Annotated in this window: 24 protein-coding genes; 11 read left to right on the top strand and 13 right to left on the bottom strand. The window is 38.5% G+C overall.

What is annotated here, in order from left to right; all coding sequences use genetic code 11:
- Positions 1-19: 19 nt before the first annotated feature.
- The 3 genes from DRF63_RS06560 to DRF63_RS06550 form a co-directional block, all read right to left on the bottom strand.
- Positions 20-631, bottom strand: a complete 612-nt coding sequence (locus DRF63_RS06560; protein WP_419843684.1) for an ACP phosphodiesterase — start codon at positions 629-631, stop codon at positions 20-22.
- A 30-nt stretch (positions 632-661) separates the two neighbouring features.
- Positions 662-1,279, bottom strand: coding sequence for a MarC family protein (locus tag DRF63_RS06555; RefSeq protein ID WP_005601708.1), 618 nt, complete (start codon positions 1,277-1,279; stop codon positions 662-664).
- Between the two features lie 153 nt (positions 1,280-1,432).
- Positions 1,433-2,095, bottom strand: coding sequence for an NAD(P)H-dependent oxidoreductase (locus tag DRF63_RS06550; protein ID WP_005598154.1), 663 nt, complete (start codon positions 2,093-2,095; stop codon positions 1,433-1,435).
- 278 nt (positions 2,096-2,373) lie between these two features.
- On the opposite strand from DRF63_RS06550, the gene DRF63_RS06545 reads away from it, so the two are divergent.
- Entirely contained in the window at positions 2,374-3,276 is a 903-nt protein-coding gene (locus DRF63_RS06545; RefSeq protein WP_267978433.1) for an NAD(P)-dependent oxidoreductase, read from the top strand.
- 57 nt (positions 3,277-3,333) lie between these two features.
- Here DRF63_RS06545 and DRF63_RS06540 read toward each other — a convergent pair whose 3' ends face one another.
- Complete coding sequence (locus DRF63_RS06540; RefSeq protein ID WP_005598152.1) at positions 3,334-4,371, bottom strand: LLM class flavin-dependent oxidoreductase; 1,038 nt, start codon at positions 4,369-4,371, stop codon at positions 3,334-3,336.
- Between the two features lie 81 nt (positions 4,372-4,452).
- Positions 4,453-5,514, bottom strand: a complete 1,062-nt coding sequence (locus DRF63_RS06535) for an NADH:flavin oxidoreductase/NADH oxidase (RefSeq protein WP_005598150.1) — start codon at positions 5,512-5,514, stop codon at positions 4,453-4,455.
- A gap of 90 nt (positions 5,515-5,604) precedes the next feature.
- Between DRF63_RS06535 and DRF63_RS06530 the strand changes: the two genes are divergently transcribed.
- On the top strand, positions 5,605-6,504 hold the full coding sequence (locus DRF63_RS06530) for a LysR family transcriptional regulator (RefSeq protein ID WP_005598148.1): 900 nt from the start codon (positions 5,605-5,607) through the stop codon (positions 6,502-6,504).
- A gap of 58 nt (positions 6,505-6,562) precedes the next feature.
- Here DRF63_RS06530 and DRF63_RS06525 read toward each other — a convergent pair whose 3' ends face one another.
- A complete protein-coding gene (locus tag DRF63_RS06525; RefSeq protein WP_005598147.1) occupies positions 6,563-7,417 on the bottom strand; it encodes an AraC family transcriptional regulator in 855 nt (284 codons plus the stop codon).
- Between the two features lie 118 nt (positions 7,418-7,535).
- Between DRF63_RS06525 and DRF63_RS06520 the strand changes: the two genes are divergently transcribed.
- From DRF63_RS06520 to DRF63_RS06490, 7 genes are all read left to right on the top strand, one after another.
- A complete protein-coding gene (locus tag DRF63_RS06520) occupies positions 7,536-7,994 on the top strand; it encodes a ferritin-like domain-containing protein (RefSeq protein ID WP_005598146.1) in 459 nt (152 codons plus the stop codon).
- Positions 7,995-8,004: 10 nt separating this feature from the next.
- Positions 8,005-8,796: an HpcH/HpaI aldolase family protein gene (locus tag DRF63_RS06515; RefSeq protein WP_005598145.1), complete on the top strand. Its 792-nt coding sequence runs from the start codon at positions 8,005-8,007 to the stop codon at positions 8,794-8,796.
- 165 nt (positions 8,797-8,961) lie between these two features.
- The gene (locus tag DRF63_RS06510) at positions 8,962-10,143 is read left to right on the top strand and encodes a PD-(D/E)XK nuclease family protein (RefSeq protein WP_233432361.1); all 1,182 of its coding nucleotides are present in this window, start codon (positions 8,962-8,964) and stop codon (positions 10,141-10,143) included.
- A gap of 126 nt (positions 10,144-10,269) precedes the next feature.
- The gene (locus tag DRF63_RS06505) at positions 10,270-11,235 is read left to right on the top strand and encodes an acyl-ACP--UDP-N- acetylglucosamine O-acyltransferase (protein ID WP_233432360.1); all 966 of its coding nucleotides are present in this window, start codon (positions 10,270-10,272) and stop codon (positions 11,233-11,235) included.
- 1 nt (position 11,236) lies between these two features.
- Complete coding sequence (locus DRF63_RS06500; RefSeq protein WP_005598142.1) at positions 11,237-11,737, top strand: opioid growth factor receptor-related protein; 501 nt, start codon at positions 11,237-11,239, stop codon at positions 11,735-11,737.
- A 181-nt stretch (positions 11,738-11,918) separates the two neighbouring features.
- Positions 11,919-12,350, top strand: coding sequence for an organic hydroperoxide resistance protein (locus tag DRF63_RS06495; protein ID WP_005598140.1), 432 nt, complete (start codon positions 11,919-11,921; stop codon positions 12,348-12,350).
- A gap of 146 nt (positions 12,351-12,496) precedes the next feature.
- Positions 12,497-13,123, top strand: a complete 627-nt coding sequence (locus DRF63_RS06490; protein ID WP_005598138.1) for a glutathione S-transferase family protein — start codon at positions 12,497-12,499, stop codon at positions 13,121-13,123.
- Between the two features lie 46 nt (positions 13,124-13,169).
- Here the strand turns inward: DRF63_RS06490 and DRF63_RS06485 are convergent, their stop codons facing one another.
- The 4 genes from DRF63_RS06485 to DRF63_RS06470 all read right to left on the bottom strand — a co-directional run bounded on the left by DRF63_RS06485 (position 13,170) and on the right by DRF63_RS06470 (position 17,153).
- On the bottom strand, positions 13,170-13,979 hold the full coding sequence (locus DRF63_RS06485; RefSeq protein ID WP_005598136.1) for an HNH endonuclease: 810 nt from the start codon (positions 13,977-13,979) through the stop codon (positions 13,170-13,172).
- Positions 13,979-14,671, bottom strand: a complete 693-nt coding sequence (locus DRF63_RS06480; RefSeq protein ID WP_005598134.1) for an OmpA family protein — start codon at positions 14,669-14,671, stop codon at positions 13,979-13,981. The genes DRF63_RS06485 and DRF63_RS06480 overlap by 1 nt, the downstream gene beginning before the upstream one ends.
- Positions 14,671-16,329, bottom strand: coding sequence for a MotA/TolQ/ExbB proton channel family protein (locus tag DRF63_RS06475; protein ID WP_005598133.1), 1,659 nt, complete (start codon positions 16,327-16,329; stop codon positions 14,671-14,673). Before DRF63_RS06475 ends, DRF63_RS06480 begins: the two co-directional genes overlap by 1 nt.
- A 371-nt stretch (positions 16,330-16,700) precedes the next feature.
- Entirely contained in the window at positions 16,701-17,153 is a 453-nt protein-coding gene (locus DRF63_RS06470; protein ID WP_043991859.1) for a nuclear transport factor 2 family protein, read from the bottom strand.
- Positions 17,154-17,276: 123 nt separating this feature from the next.
- On the opposite strand from DRF63_RS06470, the gene DRF63_RS06465 reads away from it, so the two are divergent.
- A complete protein-coding gene (locus DRF63_RS06465; RefSeq protein ID WP_005598130.1) occupies positions 17,277-18,170 on the top strand; it encodes a LysR family transcriptional regulator in 894 nt (297 codons plus the stop codon).
- Positions 18,171-18,275: 105 nt separating this feature from the next.
- Here DRF63_RS06465 and DRF63_RS06460 read toward each other — a convergent pair whose 3' ends face one another.
- The 3 genes from DRF63_RS06460 to DRF63_RS06450 all read right to left on the bottom strand — a co-directional run bounded on the left by DRF63_RS06460 (position 18,276) and on the right by DRF63_RS06450 (position 22,005).
- The gene (locus DRF63_RS06460) at positions 18,276-19,310 is read right to left on the bottom strand and encodes a ComEC/Rec2 family competence protein (RefSeq protein ID WP_005598129.1); all 1,035 of its coding nucleotides are present in this window, start codon (positions 19,308-19,310) and stop codon (positions 18,276-18,278) included.
- Positions 19,303-19,827, bottom strand: a complete 525-nt coding sequence (locus DRF63_RS06455) for a hypothetical protein (protein WP_005620203.1) — start codon at positions 19,825-19,827, stop codon at positions 19,303-19,305. The genes DRF63_RS06460 and DRF63_RS06455 overlap by 8 nt, the downstream gene beginning before the upstream one ends.
- A 369-nt stretch (positions 19,828-20,196) precedes the next feature.
- Positions 20,197-22,005 (bottom strand): monovalent cation:proton antiporter-2 (CPA2) family protein, encoded by a 1,809-nt coding sequence (locus DRF63_RS06450; protein ID WP_005598128.1) that lies wholly within the window; start codon positions 22,003-22,005, stop codon positions 20,197-20,199.
- A gap of 247 nt (positions 22,006-22,252) precedes the next feature.
- Between DRF63_RS06450 and DRF63_RS06445 the strand changes: the two genes are divergently transcribed.
- Positions 22,253-23,296, top strand: a complete 1,044-nt coding sequence (locus DRF63_RS06445; RefSeq protein ID WP_005598126.1) for a Gfo/Idh/MocA family oxidoreductase — start codon at positions 22,253-22,255, stop codon at positions 23,294-23,296.
- The last annotated feature ends 136 nt before the right edge of the window (positions 23,297-23,432 follow it).

Genomic DNA, 23,432 nt, shown 5'->3' with positions numbered 1-23,432 from the left:
TGACCGCTTGTTTGTGATTTTAGTTATTAAATTCTGTTAAGTATTTACGTAGGCTTTCCTGTTTGGTGTAGCTAAATTCTTGTATCGCCAATATTTCCAATTCTATATAGTGCTTTTTCAACACATTTCCTGCGGAGCGCAGTATCTCGCCTCGTGTGATACGTTGTGCCATTCCTGTAAATACTCGCTCAACTAAAAAATCAAAGTCAGCGTAGTGAGATAACGCTCGATTCTGTGCCAACCAATTAAATAGTGAAGAGAAGCCTTGTGGAAAAATTGATTGATATTGGACAATGTTATTCAAAATGTCTGTTTCAACTTGTGCCAGTTCTTGCCCAAACAAGCGGTTAAAATTTTTTGCGATAAAGTGGTCAATCACAATATCCGACACAATCCCTTTAAATCGCCCCAATTCTTCGGCAAGTAACGGGTTGAGGAAGTTTTCTCGCCGATCTGTCGTGCTGTCGATCAAACGGTGTAACCTAACCCCGTTTTGAATATGGCTTGCCACCGCTAAATTCTCGATTCGTCCTTTATAAAAATCGCCGGCAAAATTACCGAATAAGGTACGGCTATTCGGCATTATTGTATCCAATTCAAAGGAAATCATACTGTGGGCAAGAAAGTTCATCGTCTCTTTTTATTTGTTTTTACTAGCAAATTAACTTGCTAAACCGAAGAATTGCTGAATCCCAACCAACAAGTTATTTACTGCAACGGCGGCGAGAATTAATCCCATTACGCGGCTGATAACCGAAGCACCGACACTGCCGATGACGTTTTGAATTTTACTTGCTACAAGAAGTAGGAAATAGGTAATGAGCAACACCGCTAACATAATCAGCGTGGTAATAAATTGATCCGTTAGGCTAAAGCGGTGATTATCGGTTAATAATACGATCGCCATCATTGCACCGGGAGAGGCGATAGACGGAACGGCAAGCGGATAAACCGCTAATTCGCTTAAGCTGGTTTGCATTTTGATCTCGTTTTCCGGCTTACCTTCGCCAAAAATCATAGTTAAAGCGAAGATCAAAAGTACTAAACCGCCGGCAATTTGGAAGGCGGAAAGCGGAATTTGCATCATTTCAAATAAGGATTGCACGGCAACTAAGAAGAAGAGCAAGATGATAGTGGCAATTCCGACCGCTTTTAAAGCGACTTTATTTCGTTCTGCTGCGGAAAGATGACTGGTTTTGGCTAAATAGACCGGAATAGAACCTATCGGATCAATCACCGCCCATAGCACCACAAACTGTACAATTAATGAATCAAACACAGTAAAACTCCAAATAAATCACTTAGTTATTCGTTAAAGTAACAGAATTTTCGATTTCGTCAAGGCGATAAAAGCAGTGTTTTTGGGTGGGGAAGGTAATAAGTAAAAACGGTATGAAATCAGAGGATCTCATACCGTTTAATGTATTAAAGATTATTTAATCCAACTTACGATTTCTTCGATCGGTTTACGTGATTTCGGTGCGATTGCACCGGCACGATAACCGAAAGTCGCCATTACGGAAACGCCGTATTCATTCGGATCGAATGCACCGGCTTCTGCAAGGATTTTATTCACTGCATCGTAGTTGAAACCTTCGATTGGGCAGCTATCGATACCGATCATCGCTGCACCGCTCATCATATTGCCTAAAGCGATATAGGTTTGTTTTGAGCACCAGTCGAATAATGCACGCTCGTTACCGGCAATCTTAATGTCTTCCACGTGGAATTGTTTGTATAACGCTAAAGTTTTTTCCATTTCTTCAGCAGTTAAACCACGCTGTTCCAACGCTTTTTTGAAGTATTCGCTATCGTGGCTTGCATTTTTCTTGGCAAGTAAAACCACTAAATGGCTTGCAGCGTCCATTTGTGCCGCCATACCCCACGCAACCGGTTTTAATTTGTTACGTAATTCTTGGTTTTGAATCACCACAAATTTCCACGGCTCTGAACCGACCGAGCTTGGTGAAAGACGCGCTAACTCTAAAATATAAGCGAAATCTTCATCGCTGATTTTTTTAGACGCATCATAGTTACGTGTTGCACGACGATATTTAAATGCCGCTAAAACGTTTTCTTTTTCAATATTAAACATTGTTTTTTTCCTTTTCTTTATAGGTTTGAACAACTTGCTGTAACAAGTTTATCCGTATTATTTGTATGGCTTAGTTAGTGCAATCGTTAAAGATGCGATAACTCTGCACAATTTCACATTTGCTTTCCGAGTAAAAAATAATATAAGAATGATTCTGAAGTTTAATCTATGCCAAGATATAAAATCTAATCATATTTTATTATAGGGAATATAATTGAAATTTATGTTAGAAAGTCGCTTTTTAAGCGTTTACAACCTTAAAAAATAAGCTACAATCAATTAAATTTGTCCCACATCAGAAGGAAAATACTATGACAACAGCATTTACACAAATTGGTTGGATCGGCTTAGGTCAAATGGGCGTACCTATGGTTAATCGTTTACTGGCGAATAATATCGATGTCAGTGTTTATAACCGAAATACGGCGAAAAGTGCTGAATTTGCAGCAAAAGGTGCAAAAGTTGCGAGTTCGGTAGAACAATTAGTATCTGAAAACCAAGCGGTTATTTTGATGGTTTCGGACTATGCGGCGGCAGCGGATATTTTAAATCCGGACGTTTGTGCAAAACTGCAAGGTAAAGTTATCGTTAATATGAGTACGGTTTCCCCGACTGAAAACTTAAAACTAAAAGTATTGGTGGAAGAACACGGCGGCTTGTTTGCCGAAGCACCGGTTTCCGGTTCGGTTGTGCCTGCAACAAACGGGACATTACTGATTTTATTCGGCGGACAAGAAGCGGTGTTAAAACCGTTACAACCGGTATTTGACGTACTCGGTCAGCGTACTTTCCATTTCGGTGATGTGGGTAAAGGCTCCGGTGCGAAATTAGTACTTAATTCGTTATTAGGCGTATTTGGCGAAGCCTATGCGGAAGCGATGTTAATGGGCGAACAATTCGGCATTAATTTAAATGATCTTGCCGAAGCAATTGGCGGATCGGCAATGAACTCACCGATGTTCCAAACTAAAAAACCATTATTGCTTGCGAAAGAATTCCCTGCAGCATTTATGCTCAAACACGCCAGTAAAGATCTGAATTTAGCTTGCGGAGAATTGGAAAAAGCCGGCTTAACGCTACCGGCGGTTGAAACGGTTGCCGCACAATATCGTGAAGCGGTAAAAGCGGATTTAGGTAGCCAAGACGTTTCAGGTATTTACTTACAATTAGCGAAAGAATAATTCAATTTGCATAAACAAGCGGTCGTAAATCTTTAAAAATTTACGACCGCTTTTCTATTACATACTCGCTACAATATCCTTTAACAAGCGGTAAGATTTCGCTTGTTTTTGTTCATCGTAGATATAAGTCACCGCCATAATTTCATCAATTTCCACTTGTTTAGTTAATTGGGTTAATTGAGCTTTAACTGTTGTCGGCGAGCCGACTAGCGTGCAAGCGGTCATTTGTTTTACCACCGCTTTTTCTTGATGATAAATCGGAATTTCATTTAAATCGACCGGTCCGAAGTGTAGCTCGTTTTCCGTACGATTAAAGTTTTGCCACACTTCCGCATCATTTGCCATCGGCGGTTGTAAATTCTGCTGTGCGTTGGTGACGACATTGATAAAGAATTGCGTTTGTGTCGTTGCCAGACTTTGTGCTTCCGCATCGCTGTCCGCCACAATCGCATTCACGCCCATAATCACATAAGGTTTTGCCAAATAGTCGGACGGTTTGAAATAACGGCGATAAATTTCGACCGCTTCTATCATCATTCGTGGTGCAAAATGTGCAGCAAATGCATAAGGTAAGCCTAATTCTGCGGCTAAATACGCACTTTCGGTGCTGGAGCCTAAAATATAGAATGGGATATCTAAACCGGCGGCAGGGTAAGCGGAAACCGGATTGGTATTTTGGAAATAACCACGCAGTTCTGCGATTTCATCCGGAAATTCGAAGTGTTTTGCTCCTCGGCGTAACGCATTCGCAGTACGCATATCAGTACCGGGCGCTCTGCCTAAACCGAGCTGAATTCGATTCGGATAAAGAGTCGCAAGCGTGCCGTATTGTTCCGCCACAATATAAGGGCTGTGGTTCGGTAACATCACACCGCCTGAGCCGACCGCAATTTTCTTAGTATTGGCTAAGGTGTGTTGAATCAGCAGAGTGGTCGCCGAGCTGGCTAAGTTTTTCATATTATGGTGTTCGGCAATCCAATAGCGAGCCAAATCCAGCTCTTCCGCCAGTTGTGCCAGTTTTACCATAGATTGCATTGCTTGTGCGTAGTCTTGTCCTTCACGCACTGGGACGAGATTTAAAATAGAAAGTTGCATAGTGTGATACATCCGAGTGTGATAAATAAGAAAAAGCGGTGTAAAAAATGCTTCTTTTTACACCGCTTGTATAGACGTTAATTAGAAATAACCACGTTGATATTGTGCCGGCACAAACTCAACACCACTGCTATTTGTCGCATTTTGTGCATATTGTACATTTAATACCCATTGCGGGTCACGTAATAACGCACGTCCAACCGCTACTAAATCCGCATCGCCGATTGATAACACATGATCAACCACATTCGCATCGTCTAACATACCGACAGCAATAGTAGGTAAACCGGTCGCTTGTTTTACCGCACGAGCTAGATACACTTGATAGCCTGCATTAAATGGCGGATGTTTACTTTCCGCTAACACACCGTCACCGCCGGCACTTACGTGCATACAATCCGCACCGGCTGCCGTAAAGCGTTTTGCCATTTCCACACCGTAATCCGCATCAAAGCCGTCCGCACCGAATTCTTGTGCCGAAATACGCACGATCAACGGCATATCCGCCGGCATTACCGCTTTAGCGGCTTTAATTACTTGCTCACCGAATAAGAAGCGATCTTGACCGTATTCATCGCTACGTTGGTTTGATTTCGGTGATGAGAATTGGTGAATTAAATAACCGTGTGCGCCGTGAATCTCAATCGCATCAAAGCCGGCTTCCACTGCACGTTTTACCGCATCTTGGTAAGATTGAATCACTTCCTGAATTTCCGCTTTGCTTAATTCACGAGGAGTTTTTAAATTCTGACCTGTATAATCTAATTCACCGTAATGAATTGCAGAAGGGGCAACCACATCATCACAATCTTGTGCTTTACGACCGGCGTGACCGATTTGCACCACAATTTTACTGCCGTATTTATGCACTGAATCCACAATCGGTTTAAACGCATCACGTTGTTCATCATTCCATAGCCCTAAACACTTAGGTGTAATACGACCGTTTGGCGCAACGTTGGTCATTTCCACAATGATTAAACCGACACCACCAATCGCACGAGCGGTGTAATGCACAAAATGCCAGTCGTTCGGCATACCGTCTGTTGCCGAATATTGGCACATCGGCGGCATCACGATACGGTTTTTAAGTTCAAGATTTTTGAGCTTGAAAGGTGTTTGTAAATATCTAAATTTCGCCATGTCTAAATCCTTACTTGCAAAAAATTGTATAAATTTTACCGCTTGTTATAATATAAAAACTAATCATATTTGTTTATGGAAGTTATAAAGATGCGTGATATTAGAACGGTGGATTTAAACTTATTGAAAGCGTTTGATGCACTCTTGCAAGAGCGAAACGTGACCAAAGCGGCACAACGTTTGTCGGTGACTCAGCCGGCAATGAGTGCGATGCTTAATCGCCTGCGTGACAGTTTTGGTGACCCGTTATTTGTACGTGTACAACACGGGATTGAGCCAACTGCCAGAGCCTTGGCATTAATGCCTTCGGTCAAGACCGTTTTGGCGGAAGTGAATCGTATGCTGCGTCCGGTGGAGTTTGATCCGCAAACGGCTGAAATGACGATTAAGATTGCTTCTACCGATTATGGCTTGGAAGCGATCGGTACACCTTTTTTATCCCATTTAAAGCAACTTGCACCGAAAATTCGTGTCGCTTTTTTACCGGCACAAGACGTGGATTTGTTAGCCCAATTTGAACAGGCAAGAATTGATATTGCCTTGGTTTCCACCCAACATATTCCGGCGGATTTACACAGCAAACCGTTGCTGACAGAACATTATGTTTGTGTGATGCGAGCAGATCACCCAATGGCAAACCAACTGTTAAATTTAGACAACTTTTGTGAATTGGATTTTGCAATGATGTCTTATGACGGCGGACAATTTTACGGTGTGTGCGATGAGGCATTGGCTAAACTCGGTAAAGCTCGTCGTGTGTCAGTCTCAGTCAATCACTTTTCTTTGCTACCGAATATCTTACGTAGCACAGACGTAGTGGCATTGGTGCCATCACGTTTATCTCATAACTTTAGCGGATTGATTTGCAAAGAGCTTCCGCTTGAAGTACAGGGCTTTGCAATCCAAATGGCGTGGCACGAACGCACCCACCAAGACCCAGCATATCAATGGATCAGAAATTTGTTGGTGGAGAGTTTGACGAAACAATAATTGACGAACGTATTTGCAAAAAATTAGGGAAATTAGATCGCTTGTTATCACTAATACACTAGCTCGCATCTCCTTTTGGGCTTACCCCAAAATGTCTTTTATATTCTCGGCTAAACTGACTTGGACTTTCGTAACCGACTTGGAAAGCAACGCTTGCGATATTGCTCTGTTTGGCTTGGATCAAACGTTGTGCAGCCAGTAAGCGGTGTGATTTTTGATATTGTAACGGTGACATATTGGTCATTTTTTTAAAATGCGAATGAAAACCTGAAACCGACATTCCCGCCTGTTTTGCTAAATCGTCCACTCGTAACGGCTCAGACAAATGTTGCTCGATCCAAAGTGCGGTTTGAGCGATTCGATTTGTGTGGCTGCCTACTTGTACCAATTCTCGTAATTTCTGCCCTTGATCACTTTTTAGCAGAACATAGTAAATTTGTTGTTGAATAAGCGGCGCAAGAAAATCTATGTCTTCCGGTGTTTTGAGCAAGTCAATCAAGTGTTCAAACTGAGCCAGCAAATTTTCTTCTAATTGCCATTGTAAGAAAGCGGTCGATTTTGGTTGATTTTTTGCAATTGTTTTTGGAATATGCGGCACGATACTTGCCACCATTTTTAGGTCGATTTTCATCGTCATCATCAAGTAGGGCTTTTCAGGGCTTGCTTCCACCACTTCTACCGACAATGGCACGTTTACCGGACAGAACATAAAATGTTGATTGCTAAATAGCGTACATTGATCACCGATACAAATTTTTCGTTCGCCTTGTAACACAATACAAATGCGAGGTTCTAGAATTGTGTTCGCCACCGGTGTAGGGCGATCGGCGTGCTGAATCACAAGTCCATCAATCGGCGTTTGCCAAATTTGGTTTTTCGGTATAAGCGGTAATAATTTATCAATAATTTGCATATTTGTAGAATTAGGCAAGTTGTTTGGAGAAATAATATACCTGTAAAACAAAAGCTATCATAAGATAATCACAGTTTCAAACGCAATGAATTTATCGATGTGATCAAGGAGAAACAAAATGAAAGACGTACAAAAAACAATTGAAATTTTACAACATATCTCTACACAACTTACGGCAAATGCGCTAAACCACCAAATCATGGCTCGTGTATTTGCTAGCCAAGGCTTTACTAAACTTGCAGAAAAATATGCGGAACACGGTACATCCGAATTGGATTTTATTGCACAATTCCATAACCGAATTTTAGATTTAGACGGTGAAATTCGCCAAGACGAAGTTCCGGCTCGTCAAATATTCAGCGATATTGAAGACTTCTTAGCATACGATTTAAAAGCCTCACTAGACGGCTTACCAATTATTGAAGAAGTATTAAATGCAGGTTATTTAGATATTACCTCTTACGACCTTATCAAAGAATATTATAAAGATGAGGAAGAAGATTTGAACTGGACGAAGTCGCAAATCGACTTAATCCAAGCGGTCGGAAAACAAGTTTATTTAGCAAAAATGCTATAAGGAATTCATCATGGCAATCGTAAAAGATTTTTTATATAACAACCTAAAACATAATATTGAAGCGGGTAAAATGCAGTATGGCGTGGCGTTAGAAACCACCTCAGCTGAGGTGGCGGAAGTGCTTGCGACCACGGATTATGACTGGCTTTTCATTGATGCGGAACACGGCCCGCACAACATTCAAACCATTTTAAACGTGGCTCGTGCGATTGCCCCTTACGAAATGACCCCAGTGGTGCGTGTGGGCGAGGCAGCGGCAGGCACATTCAAGCAGTTAATGGATTCAGGGATTCAAAATATCATCGTACCAATGGTGGAAAGTGGCGAAGAAGCGGCACAAATCATTCGTTGGGCGAAATATCCGGCTGAAGGCAAACGTGGTATGGGGGCTGGCGTAGTGCGAGCATCTCGCTTTGGGCGTATTCCTGATTACCAACAACGCATTGATGATGAATCAATGATTATGTTGCAAATCGAAAGCCTAAAAGGTATGGAAAATTTAGATGCTATTGCAAGCACAAAAGGCGTAGGCGCGATTTTCCTAGGCCCTGCGGATTTAGCGGTGGATATGGGATTAGGTCCGAATATTCTGCATCCAGACGTAGTGGCAAAAATGGAATATGCGATCAAGCGTATTCGTGAATTCGGCGTACCAGTGGGCACAATCGCTGCAACACCTGAACAAGCAAAACACTACGCTGATCTTGGCGTATCATTCTTCGCTCTCGGTGCAGATACGGCTTTCCTTGCGAGTGCTGCAGATAGTACAGTTACCAGTTTTAAAGCAGAATTAGAGAAATAGTTACCTTCATACTAATTAAAGGTCATTAGCTTGATAGCTAATGACTTTTTTCTTTAATATTTCTGAGAAAAAGAACTTGGGGCTTAGCAAGAGTTAAAACCTGTTAGAAAAATATCATTGAAATTACTCTATTTTATTTTAAATAGTTATCTATAGGATGTTTATATGACAATAAAAGAAAAATTAGAAATACTATTATCTGAATATCTTATATTAAAAGATAAAAATAAGGTTTTAGAGAAAAAGGATTTTCAAGAGCTTAATTTATTCAGATTTGTAAGAACAGATGAGATAGGGTTATCTAGCATATTAGGCTTTCTTTTAGATCCTAAAGAGAGTCATGGGCAGGGGAAATCATTTCTAACAACATTTTTGCGAAAATTATCTTTAGATCAATTTATCGAAAATGCCGATGATGTTTCAGTTTGGTTGGAACATCCAACGGAATGTGGTCGACGTCACGATATTTTTGTTCAAGGTACAAAAAATGGTGTAATAACGTGGGTTATATCCATTGAAAATAAATTGCGTGGTGCAGTAGATCAATACGAACAATTAAAGGATTATTATGAAGATCTAAAGTATTACCATACTGAAAATTATTTTGTTCTATATCTGCCGAATTATAAATGTGAGCCTTCAAAATCCTCTATTCAAAATTGGAATGAAATGGTAGAGCAGAAAAAAGGGCAAGTATGGACACCATTAGATTTAATAGATTGGCTAGATGATGTCCCTATTCAGTCTGAAAAACTTAATATATGGATTGAAGATTTCAAAAAATTCTTAGAAATGGAAATCATGAATATGACTAAATTAAATGATCAATTACTAGAAACTGTATTTGCAAGTCGTGATAATATTGAATTAATGCTTGATATGTTAGTGTTAAAAGATAATTTTTATAACGCATTGAAATCTAAGTTAATTTATCAATTAGAAGTTAAATTTAACGAAGATAAACTTTTTGATAAATCTGAATGGGATTTGGTTACAGAAGAAAATAACTATAAATATGAATTAATTAAGTTGGTTCCTAAATCTTTCCCTTTTGTTATTCATTTTGAACGAGATTCAAGTGGAATGTATTATGGGTTTAAATGGAAGGATACAAAGAATGTTATCGAAAACGAGCAATATTTACCCTTAATTCAACGTATTGCAAGAGGAAAAACGACTGAATGGTGGGGAAAATTGCTACATTGCCCTATGCAGCCATTAAATTTAAGGTATTGGGAAAAAGAAACTTGGCTTGCAATTGATACTGAAAATCAAGAATTAGCTACATACCTTTGGACATTAGTCCACAATTTATGGCAACAATTTTTAGCTGTTTCTAAAAAATAGTAGATAAATAATCTAACAAGCGGTGAAATTCGCAAAGGAATTTGCAAATTTCACCGCTTTTCTTTGTACGACAGAAAATGTCGTTGACTTCCATATCATTTCCTACAATTCAACCAAGGAGTAATGATGGAACGCAAAAAATACTGTTTAACAGAAAACTACATTGAAAAGTACGGTCGAATTTTATACCAAATTCAAGCATTACAAGACTTTAGTTATGTTAAAGCGGGAGAGTTAGGGGGATTTATTGAAAGTGAGGACAACTTATCACAAGCTGATCATTGTTGGGTTGCTTGTGGAGTGTTGATTTATGGCAATGCAAAAGTATTAGATAACGCTATCGTTAGTGGTAATGTAGAAATCTGCGATCATGCTCAAATTTATGGATACGCCAAAGTTGATGCTTATGGTGGCAGTTATGCTTTTATCAATGATAATGTCGAAATTTTTGGCTATGCCTATTTATCTATTTCAGGCTGTGATATTTCACAAAAATTATCTTTAACAGATAACGTTAAAGTTTTTGATAATGCTCGAATTGATGGAGGGATTCATATTTTTAATAATGCGCAAATTTATGGCAATGCCCACATTTGTGGGGCTGGTAGAATTTGGGATAATACGAAAATTTTTGGCAATGCACATATTATGAACATATTTGGCTATTTTAAAATTGCGGGGAATGCTGAAATTTCAGGAGGATATATCACGGATAGTGCTGGTGTTATAGGAAATGCGAAGGTACGAAATGGACAAATTTATGGTTCATCTAAAATTTTGGGGAACGCCATTATTGATGAAAAAGCTGTGGTACGAGGTTCTGCAAATATTGGAAATAATGCATATTTAAAACGAGAAGAAGACTGCTTTTGCTGTGTAATGGGTAAGAATAATTACGAAATTAGTTTTTACAATACGCTGAATGATGGCATTTGGGTCAGTTATGTGAATGAATTTGATGAAGAAAAAATTGAGCATTGTAGTGGCATTGATGATTTTCTTACCTTTGCAAAACAGCATTATGCAGAAAAAGAATATCGAGAATTTGAGTTGTTGGTGGCGTTAGTAAAAAGTCGGATTTTGGGGAAATAATATGCATCCGATTAATGAATTTTATTTAGGTTTACGCAAAACAGAATTCGGTTTTGATTTACAGAGTCTTTGGGAACTTAAACCAAGAGCGATTGGGGACGGTTATTTTTGGATTGAATGGCTATTTCCTGTCAATCAAGCGTCCAAATGGAATCGAAGCACACCAATGTTATTAGGAGAAGATCTTGTTTTCTTTAAGGAAAATATCGGGATTCAAGAAAAGTATTTGATTTCATTTGATAATATTATTAATTATTTTGGAATTTATCGAAAAGGAACTGCACTTTTTCTTACAGATGAATTAAAGGTTCGCAATTATTGGCTACGAAATATTGGACACGAAGAAAAGAAAATTAGCCGAATTATTCGTTCTTTGGCTTGGTGTGGACATTTAGAATTAGCTCAAAATTTGCAAAAATTAGCGATAGCATTGATACAAGAAAAAGGTGTTTTAAAAGAGGGAACTTTAGATATTTGGCAACATTTGCTTGATGAATATTAGGATGAATTATAAACAGCCCTTGTTGATATTACAGATAATATTTGAAATGGATGTAAAACTTCCCTGTGATATAAATATTTGTAGAAATAGGCAAGAATTTTAAAGAAATGTGCTACCGCATTGGTGAATGAAAACCATAAAATAAGCATCATTCAGACAACACTTCAACAAGGACAATATTATGAAAATTTTTTACAAAACATCAGCAACAGCAGTTGGCGGTCGTGATGGTCATACTCGAGTAGATGACGGTTCACTTGGTTTAGATTTAGTTAGCTTCCAAAATGAAAGTGGCAAAGTCGGCACAAACCCAGAACAACTTTTCGCAATGGGCTATGCAGCATGCTTTGACAGTGCAATGAACCACGTTGCTCCAGCTTTAGGTTTAAAACCAACCAAATCTAGCACCACTGTAGGCGTGGGAATCGGTCAAAAACCAGACGGTGCATTTGCGCTAGATTTAGATATCACGATCACTGTTGAAGGCTTAAGCCTTGAAGAAGCAAAAACCTTAATCAACAAAGCGCACGAAGTTTGCCCATATTCAAACGCAACGCGCGGTAACGTGGACGTACGTCTACATGTGAATGTAATCCAATCATTCGATTTATAATCCCCCTTTGCCGTCTGATTTCAGGCGTCTTTTTTTTGAAAAATGTTCACCGTAAAACCTACCAAATGTAGGGACGATTTAGGTTAAGAATAAGCGGTCAAATTTGCAAAAAATCTTGTAAATTCAACCGCTTATTAGGAGTAAATATGATTACACTACATTATCTTAAGCAGTCTTGCTCACACCGCATTGTATGGCTACTTGAAGCCCTCGGTTTGGATTACGAACTCAAAATTTATGACCGCTTAGAAGGCACTGGATTCGCACCAGAAGAACTAAAAGCGCAACACCCACTCGGCAAAGCACCTGTGTTACAAGACGGCGATTTAGTGTTAGCGGAAGGCAATGCGATTATCCAACACTTGCTTGATCGTTATGATACTGAAAACCGCTTCACCCCAGCACACAAAACCGATGCTTATTCTAATTACGTTTATTGGCTAGCGATTTCAGCCTCAATGTTCTCCGCAAACTTACTGGCGTTAGTGTCGAAGAAAGGTGATTTAGGCGACTTCGCCCAATACACCAATGCACAAGTGGGCTTATATTTCAGCCACGTAGAAAAATCGTTAGAAGGCAAAACTTGGATCGTGGGTGAACAACTTACCGGTGCAGATTTTGCATTAAGCTTCCCACTGCAATGGGGCTTAAACTATGTGAATAAAGCGGATTATCCAAATATCACTCGTTACCTCGAACAAATCGAAACCCACCCAGCTTATCTCAAAGCGAATGAGAAAACAGATGGTGGGTTGGATTTGAGTCGATTCTAAAATACAAGCGGTCGTAAATTGTTAGGAGTTTACGGTCTTTTAGGAATTAAAATGGAGAACGTAATGATTCAATGATTTGTCTATCCATTAAACTAACATAATAATGACCATGGCTATCCTGCTCGCTATGGCAAATTTTACATAGTGCAATTAAATTATCTTTTCGGTTGTCTTGCTTTACACCATTTTTATGATGTACATCTAATAGATGCTTATGAGATGTTAAATTTACTCCACATTGCTCACAACAATACTGGTGGCTTTCACGATATTGTCGAGAAATATTTTCCCAGTCTTGATGATAGCCTGCTTTATCCTGATTAATTGCTTTGGGTAAATTGCAAAAATGGGAGTCATATTTTTCAAAAAAACCAACTAAATTAAATGTGTTGTATGGATAATATCCTAATTGGCGTAAGCAATTCTTACAAGCATGCAACGCAACTTCAGCTTCTCGCCCATAAGCATCAAAAATAGTAAATATTCCTTCAGTATTATTCGTTGCGTGGTAGCGTTGGAATCTCCCTCTTTGTCGCATATTTTCCAAAGTACTACAATCTGTTAAATGATATTTATTTCCTTGGCTTGAATCTTCTATTGTTCTATCAAAAGTAGAGCCATAGCTATGGTCAGGTATAAATAGCAGAACGTGCCAGCCGTTATAAGTAAATACACCAAATTTTACCTCAACATCTTCAATGTTTGATACTTCAAAACCAGATCGAGAATTGATTTGAACTTCAAAATCTGTTTTTATCGCTTGGTTGGTTGGTAATAAGGAAATAGGTGTGATTTTCTCCACCCCCATTTTCTTTACTGCTGTAAATAAGGCTCTAAAATCTACTGACAATTTCATTATTTTATCTCAGAAAGTTTTCTTAATTGTTCTTCAGCGTTAGTGATAATTCTAAAAGTTACTCGCTTAGAAGCCTCTTTATCTTCTATACCTTGGGTATTTTTAATGGTTTTAGATGATGATAATCCTACGGCAGATAAATTGCTTTTTATCCAATCGCGGTATTGAGCAATGTTTTCTAGTTGATATAAATAAATTAACACTGAGCGAGTTCTATCTTGGGAAAGTTGCATATTTAAGAAATAAGCCATATCATCACTTGATTTATGATCCCATTCAGTGCTGGTATGCCCTTCAATCCGAATTTCGCTAATTGATGTTTTATAATTATCAACCACTTTCATATACCGAGGGAAAAAATCATCTAAAATTTTCTTAAATGGTGCATTGAGATCAGAACGCCCTGTTTCAAATAGAACTTCTGGATCAGTAAAAATAAAAGTTAGTGTATCTTTATCAATTTTTGCCTTCCAGTCTTTCAGTTTAGGAGAGAATTCTGTTTGCAATGCCTGATAGATTTTTTCTTGATTATCTTGGTAATTATCGGCAACACGCTTGGCGTTTAAGATAAAACTCACCGCAATAAAGAGAAATAAAATCATTAAACCAGACATTAAATCGGAAACAGGTAACCATTGAGAATCTTCAGATTCTTGTTGCTGTAATTTCAATTTAGAAAAATCAATCTGCATTAGAATCTACCTCGATTATTTTGCTGAACTACTTTTGCCATTTGTTCTGTTAAACGGACATAGTCATCAGTAAACTTATTAGCAATTGCGGCAAGGGCTCCTCCCATTTCTTTCATTACTCGATTTATTTCTTCTTGCATTGACTTATCAATTAAATCTAATTGTTTCTGTACACTTTCAGCAGTAGATTTCAAGGCATTTTCACTTTCTTTTTCGAGTGAAAGCATTAGCTTACGGTTTTCTGAAACTTGCGACTTAATCATTTCTTCAACAGAATGGTTAAATGCTTCATGAATACGCTTTACATTATCGTTGAATTCATGATTCCAACGACTCGCAAATTGCGTAATTTGCTCAAATAATTGTTTTTGATATGCTGTTAATTCTTTATTTTGTGTTGAAATTAAATTAGCTGTTTCGCCTAGTTTCTGCGAAGTTTCTGTTATTGATTGTCCTAATTTATCCGACGTATTTGCAATATGTTGTTGTAATTTTTCCCCACTCTCTTTTAAACCTTGAGTTAAATCTGAATTTGCTTTGTTTACATTCTCCAACATTGCTGAAATTTGTTTCTGAACTTCTGGAATTGCTTCGACAGCTTTGTCACGCAACTGTGCAAAGCTCTTTAAATGCCCATCGAGCTGATCAATTTGTTGTTGATTAGAACGAATTATCATATCTAATTTTTCCATCGTAGTTGGAATAGACTGAGTTGAATTTTCAATATTTGAAATTGCAGTTTCTGTGGTTGTTAAAGATTGTATTCCTGAATTATACAAAGAGATCATTTCATTTAATTGATTTTTGTAATTCTCTTGCCATTCAACCAAATTAATAACAGCCAAATTTAATTGTTTAAAATTCTCACCAAATTGTTCAGTTAAATTATTATTGAAGTCTTGGATTACTTTTTTTAGAGCATCAATAACTGCTTCCGTAGCAGATTTAGACATCATATCCGCAAAGTCTTGTAATTTAATCCATAACTTATTTTCAAAATTTGAGAATATTTGTTTTTGATCGTTAAATGAATTTAGAATTTTTTCTAAATTTTCTGCCATTGGAGTAAACGTTTTTTGCAATGATTTTTGTTGGTCGGATAAATCACTTCTTAATAATTTGACTTGTCCAAGTAGGCTACCATCTGACTCACTGCCTAACATTTTTACCATTGCTTGCAAATTATCGGCTAATACATCTGATTTTTCTGTTTGCAATTTTAAGTATTCTGTTTGCTTGAATAGCGTATTAACAATACTCTTAATATCCATTGAATTATTTTCATCACTTTTCTTATTCTTTTTCTTAAATAGAGTAAAGATTACTTTGAGGGAAATAGAGAGCGTAACCCCGATTACACTGGTTAAAAAAGCTGTTTTCATTCCTGATAGTAATTCAGTAATACTGTTATCGATATTCTCAATATCAAAATTTAGTAACCCTGACACAATCCCTGTGAATGTTCCTAATATCCCCAATGAAGTTAAAAGTGTTGGGGCGTAATCAAGAATTCTAGAACGGAAACTTTCTCGAATATTAGGTAATGCAAAGAATAAAAAAAGATTAAAAGTAGTAATACCAAGCATTAGATAGAAAAAGTAGTTAGTAATACTTTCTGCAGGAAGGCTTTTTAAATAATTTTCAATAAAGGTGATCATAATATGCTCCTAAGGTAAGGTTCGTATTATAACTTAAACTTTATAATTATTGGGAAAGTTTTATTTATAAATTACAATAATCTCCCAAAAGTTTCCCATCACAACTTTCAAATCAAATAACGGCTCATTTGCCAATCCTGTTGCGGAAAATACCATTTGCGGCACGGCAAAATGAAATAAGCTGAAATGTGGGTAAAGGATAAGAGCGACGGTTTTCACGGTGTTTTCATCTCTTTTTCGAAGCGAAACATTTCATCAAACGGTGAATTTTGTTCGTGTCTAAGGCACTGTCGTATTATCTGCATATTTTACAATAAAAAACGGTCGCAAAACTTTCTCGTTTTTCGACCGCTTGTGAATTGAAATTTGCGTTAGAACATTGAACGACCGCTTGCCGTTTTTTCTGGTACGGCTTGAATTACGTCCCAGTGTTCTACGATTTTGCCGTTTTCATCAAAGCGGAAAATATCCACCACCGCTTCGCCTTTATCCTGCGGATTTAACGTGCTATGAACGTGCAACATCACTAAGTCACCTTCCGCCACCACACGTTTGATTTCAGCACGTGATTGCGGATGTTCTTTTAAGAACGGCGCAAATGCGTCCACAAAGGCTTTGCCACCGTCCGCTACGGTCGGATTGTGCTGTAAATATTCTTTGCCGATGTATTTGTCTGTACCTTCTTGTACTTTGTGTTGGTTGAACACTAACTCGTAAAACTCAAGAGCATTTTTCTTATTTTGCTCCGGTGTGGTGTGTGCCATTGCCGCTGTTGTGGCTAAAAGTGCGGTTGAAATTACTGCAATTTTAAGTAATTTTTTCATATTGATTTTCCTTTGCTTGAAGAGTTTCAAATAATCTGTTGCCATTATATTGAAATAAAAAATGGGAAAAAGGCGGTTTTTTGAATATAATTGTTTTAAAAATTGAAATAATAAGGGTGGAAAATGGATAGAATTACCGCAATTCAAGTGTTTTTAATGGTGGCGGAAACAGGCAGTTTTACTGCAACGGCAGAACGATTGGATCTTTCACGCCCGAAAGTTACCCGCGCAGTCGCTCTTATGGAAGAATGGTTTAATGCTCGGCTTTTGCAACGTACCACCCGCCACGTTTCACTGACCGATGCAGGCGAACAAGCGGTCGAATATTGCAAAAAAATGACGGAATTAACCTCGGCTATTGAACAGGATTTTTTAACTCAGCGAGGGGAATTGCGAGGTTCGTTACGAATTGCCTCGAATGCAGCATTTGGTAGCACCCATTTGCTCAATGCGATTCGCACTTTTTTAGCCAAACATCCGAAGCTGAATATTCAGCTGATTTTGGCGGATAACACGGTAAATTTAGTTGAAGAGGGAATCGATCTTGCCGTCCGTTTTACGAACAATCCCGATCCAAATGCTGTGGCTCGCCCATTATTCACTTGCCATTCTTTATTAGTGGCAACGCCTGCTTATTTGACTCAGCACGGCACAATTCACTCACCGCAAGAATTAGCTAATCATCGTTATTTAGCACACGCAAATGTAAACCGAAAAGAGTGGACATTTATCAAAGGCGGGCAAGAAACCGTGTTGGAACTGACCAGCCAACTTACCATCAACGACACAGGGGCATTACTTAATTTCACCTTAGCAGACGGTGGCATTGCCATGTTGCCGAAGTATTTTATTGAACAACAGCTCAAAAACAACCAACTACAAATTGTTCTACCCGACTGGCAAATGCCGACTTATCAAGTGTACGCCGTCTATCCCTCCCGCCGCCAACTCTCCCAAGCGGTACGAAGTTTTGTAGATTTTTTAGTGGAAGAGTTTGAGGGGAAGAGGGATTGGTAGGGAAAAGGGAAAGTGCGGTCGATTTGCAAGGTTTTACAGGAAATCGACCGTTTGTTGGTTAAATAATTATAAATAAAGAGAATAACTGTAATATTACTTCAAAATTTACTCTTCTTGATCGTTCGGATACTCTAATGGAGTAACTGGTCCCCAACCAGATCTGTGAGGAGCATTAGAAGAACTACTACAGATGGTTATTCCTTCTGTTGCAATAACTCTAACACCTCGATGTTTTAATGCTCTAATAACAGCTTTTCTTGGGTGATCTTTATCTTCTTTCGCTGAAGAAATTAAAGCAGTAAATTTATCCACCGTTGGTGGAAAAGGTAATTTCTCTCCGAATAATTTATCTAATAGCTCAGAAGATAAATTTCTTCTTGAACCATGGTGTGGAACTTGGAATCGATGAATTTTAGGCATAATTCCATTATTTCGATTTTCTAGATATTCAATAGCTTCTGATAATGTTTCTATACCAGCATCTCCTGTAAGTAAAATATTTTGTTCATTCAATGAGGCATATTGTACAACGCTCATATTATTTTCAGCACTTGTTGGCTCTTTGGATAAGTTTTCATCTCCCCAATTAGCATTAATAAAATGTATAACGCTATTCCATATAGAGCTTAATGATTCTGCAACAAGATCTAAATATCGATTTTTTGATGGTGCTAAAACTAAAAACTCTCCAATTTTTTTCCCTTGAAATGGCTCATAGATTGGAATTCCTTTTCTATTGGCAATTTCTTCAAGAGCCAGTATGTTTGGGTAAATGTCTTTTAATCGCTTAGATAAATTATCAGGATTTGTCCATCGTTTAAATTTATCAACTAATTCATTGCTATATATCCAAGGTCTTAACATCCAGAGTTCACCGACATTACATTCTTCTAAAACAGTTCTTAGACCTCTTGTATGATCGTGATCTTGGTGAGTAACAATTACTCTACTAATATTTACGGTCCCGCTTTGTCCATAATATTCCTGTAAATGCTTAATTATTGCTTTTCCTGTAGCTTCGAATCCCCCATCAACAACATGAATTGTTTCCTTACCATCAATAGAATATCGAATAGTAATTGCATCCCCACTTTTTTTAGTTTCTACAGCTAAAAAATCAATTTCAAAAAAATCAGGCATTTTTATCTCCTTCGGTCTTCCCTAAATTTGATGGGGATATTCCCCATACCGTTTCACCAATGCTTTCAAGTTTTTTTAAGAATTTATCTACATTTAATCCACTAAGAAAAGCTAGTGAAAGAATACTTAATTGATTTAATTCATATTGTTCAGAAGAACTAAATAGAACTAACCCTGCTTTTATAAATAAATAACTAACTCCTCCAATAATTAAGCTAATAATAGGCCTGATTAAATACCATACTAGGTAAGATTCATCCCATCTTTTTAAGACTGAAAAATTTATGTAAACAGCTCTAAGGCAATAAACAATTCCACCAACACCACCAATAAGGCAGCTATTAAGAAAAGAGCTATATTCTCTAATAGCTTTAAAAAATAGATTCCATGAAGAACCTTCTTCGATAATACAGAAAAGGTTTATTGTTAATCCTCCAAACCAAATGTATAAACCTAGTAATAGAAATAAATAAGTAATTATGCCTATAGCCCAACAATACTGTTCCTTTGGATACAAGTTATTCTCCTTATGTAAAATAGATTAAAATATATATTGGTTCGACCAGTTTATATTTCAAGTGCTTAATGGAACTTTTTTAAAACTTTTAAAATGATAATCTCTATCATAAGGGTATAGATTCGCCCTTAGTGATCACATTAAATGTGATAGATTTTAGAATCTCAAAAAGCTTCATTTATAAATGAATCCAAAAGTTCGGTGGGTTTTATCCGTTTTATCACTCAATCAAACTTGACTTGAATCTTCCGTTTTATGGTGAATAGGCTAATATTTTTGTTTTGGGGTAATTTGCATAACATTCCCTCATCGAAACAAGCGGTCGTAAATTTTTGACGATTTACGACCGCTTGTAGAGTATTCCTAAGATTACTCTCTCGCCAAAATCTTTTGGATTTCCGCCATAATTTCTTGGTCTTGTTCGAGAGCGATACGATACATTTCTTCGTTTTTGAAACGCTCGATTTTCGGGTCGTACACTTCTGACATAAGTTTCACGCTATGGCGATCTTTGCCGAAGTACATATTACCGATTTCATGTACTTTGTCTGCATCCAAACCGAGTTCGCGTAATGCTTGTTTACCGGTACGCAATGCACTGTCAAAGGTTTCTCGTACTTCAATATCCGCACCGGATTGTACCAAGTCGTAAACGTGGTAACGGTCATAAGCACGAGCGATGATTTTAATATGTGGATTCACACTACGTGCGTATTTCACGATTTCTAACGTTTGTTTCGGATTATCAATCGCCACAATCAGCATTTGTGCGGTTTGAATACCCGCCGCTTTAAGTAAATCAGGGTGAGCGCCGTTACCATAATAACTTTTTACGCCACGCTTTTTCATGGCGGCAATAAGTTTCGGATTCAGCTCGATAATGGTCGGATGATAACCTGTCATTTGCAATAAATGATTGACCACTTGCCCGAAACGACCTAAGCCGACCAAGATAATCGGGTTCTGTTCTTCAATATGATCATGCGGTTTGATTTCGTCAATTTTTTGCAAACGAGGCACGATAAATTTCTGGCTCGCAATAATCATTAACGGCGTGAAGACCATCGATAGCACCACAATTGCCGTCATATTGGCGTGTACCGTGTCATCAATTACTTTTTGAGCGTGCGCTGCAGCAAATAATACAAACGCAAATTCACCACCCTGCGCCATCACAATCGCACGGTCGTGCGCATCTAATTTGTTACTGCCGGAAAGACGAGCCACTAGGAAAATTACCCCGCCTTTAACCAACATCATTAAGATAACGCCGGATAGAATTAACCCTAAGTTATCCCATACCACATTCAAATCCAGTGACATCCCGACCGCAAGGAAAAATAAGCCGAGTAATAAGCCTTTAAACGGGTCGATATCCACCTCTAATTGGTGGCGGAAGCTGGAGGTGGAAAGCAATACGCCGGCGGCAAACGCTCCCATTGCCGCTGAAAGTCCGCTCACTTCCATTAATAACGCCGAGCCAAGCACTACGAAAAGTGCTACGGCGGTCATCATTTCTCGGATTTTGGTGCGTGCCAGCATTTTAAAGAACGGATTCAGTACTTTGGTGCCGATAATAAATAAGAAAACCATCGCAAACACGGCAATCGCAATTTTTTGCCAAATCGGCGTGCTGGCTGTTTCCGAGGAATGGATAGGCGACAGAAAAGCGACTACTGCCAATAGCGGTACGATTAACATATCTTCAAATAGCAAAATCGATACCATTTTGCGACCGCGATCAGAAGTCATTTCGCCTCGTTCGCTTAATACTTGCATCACAATCGCCGTGGAGGTCAATACGAAACCTGCTGCACTGACAAATGCCACTTGCCATGAATAACCGAATGCCATCACTAAACCGGTGAGCGCAATCGCCGCGCCAATCACCTGAAAACTGCCCAAGCCGAAGATATATTTGCGTAAGCCCCATAAATGCGCCGGCTGCATTTCCAACCCGACTAAAAACAGAAACATCACCACGCCGAGTTCGGCAACGTGTAAAATGGTATGCGGATCGGAAAATAAACCGAAGCCGAAAGGCCCGATGGCTAAACCGCCGGCTAAATAGCCCAGCACTGATCCTAAACCGATACGTTTAAAAATCGGTACGGCAATAATTGCCGCCCCTAATAAAGCTACCACACTGGTAAGTTGGCTTGCACCTTCTGCCGCCATAAAACCTCCGAATTCAAAATAAAAATCTTATTATAAAAATAGCATAAAATAGCTAAAGCTTTGATAAGAATTGAAAAGTTAGAAAAAGATCAGGCAAGCGGTTGAGTTTTAACAAATTTTCGTAAGGAAAAGACCGCTTGTCATAATGATTCGGATTACTATAAACAATAACCACAACTAGAAAAAGCGGGGCATTTTTTTCTTTTTCTTCTATACTGGATTTAATTTTCTTTAATCAGGAGCATAAATGATGAAAATTCTTAATGTTGCGATTGCCGGTAGCGGTTATTCCAGTCGCTTGTTCCATATTCCTTTTCTTAAAAATGACAAACGCTTTCATATTCAGAAAGTGTACGAGCGTACTACCGAGCGAGCAAAAGAATGGCTGCCGGATGTGAATATTGTGCATGAATATCAAGCGTTACTTACGCCGGAAATCGATTTGGTTATTATTACTACGCCGAACCAAACGCATTATGAGATGGTAAAAAGCGCCTTATTAGCCGGTAAACACGTGTTGGTTGAAAAACCGTTAGTCGCAAGCTCGGCGGAGGCATTAGAACTGGAACGGTTAGCCAAACAGCAAAATGTCGTGCTGTACGTTTATCAAAACCGCCGTTGGGACAGCCATATTGCCACCGCAAAAGAAGTTTTGGCTAAAAATTTAGTGGGTGAGGTCGTGGATTGCGAAATCCGCTTCGATCGTTATGCGAAAGGCAAAAATGCTAAAGCATGGAAAGAAGCCGGCGATCGCGGTACCGGTTTAGTTTATGATTTGGGTGTACATTTAATCGATCAATCCATTTATCTGTTCGGTAAACCGCAAGCGGTGTTTGCCGATATTCGTTATCAACACGACGGCGCATTGGTGGATGATAACTTTGATATACATCTTTATTATGCAAACGGCTTAAAGGTTGCCTTACAAGCATCTAAATACGCACGAGAGCCAAGTCCGACCTTCGTATTACACGGTAAAAACGGTTCTTATGTGAAAAAATCGCTCGACAGCCAAGAAGCGCATTTAAACAGCGGAGTAATGCCGATTGGCGATTGGAACGTTGAGCCGGAAAGCGAATGGGGCGTATTGCATACGGAAATTGACGGCGCAGTCATTCGTAAGCCTTATCCGAATGCGCAAGCCAGTTATCAAAATTTGCTAGATGATTTGTATCAAACGATTACCGCAGGTATTGAACCTATCGTTAAATTAGCGGAAGTGATATTGGTTTTACAGATTATCGAAGCGGCATTTGAAAGTGCAAGTAATGGGCAGAAAATCAAGTTGTAAGAAAAATTTGAGATGACAAGCGGTGGAATTTGTAAAATATTTTGCAAATTTCACCGCTTTTTGTTTTGCTAAATAGCCTTTAAATCTCTTGATCTCTCTATCTAACTCGCCTACATTTACAACTTTCTGTATGTAA

This window comes from Actinobacillus pleuropneumoniae (assembly GCF_003290385.1).
GTDB classification, from domain to species: Bacteria; Pseudomonadota; Gammaproteobacteria; order Enterobacterales; family Pasteurellaceae; genus Actinobacillus; species Actinobacillus lignieresii.
Note: the sequence above shows the minus strand (reverse complement) of the source record. Positions and strands in the feature narration are given on the sequence as shown.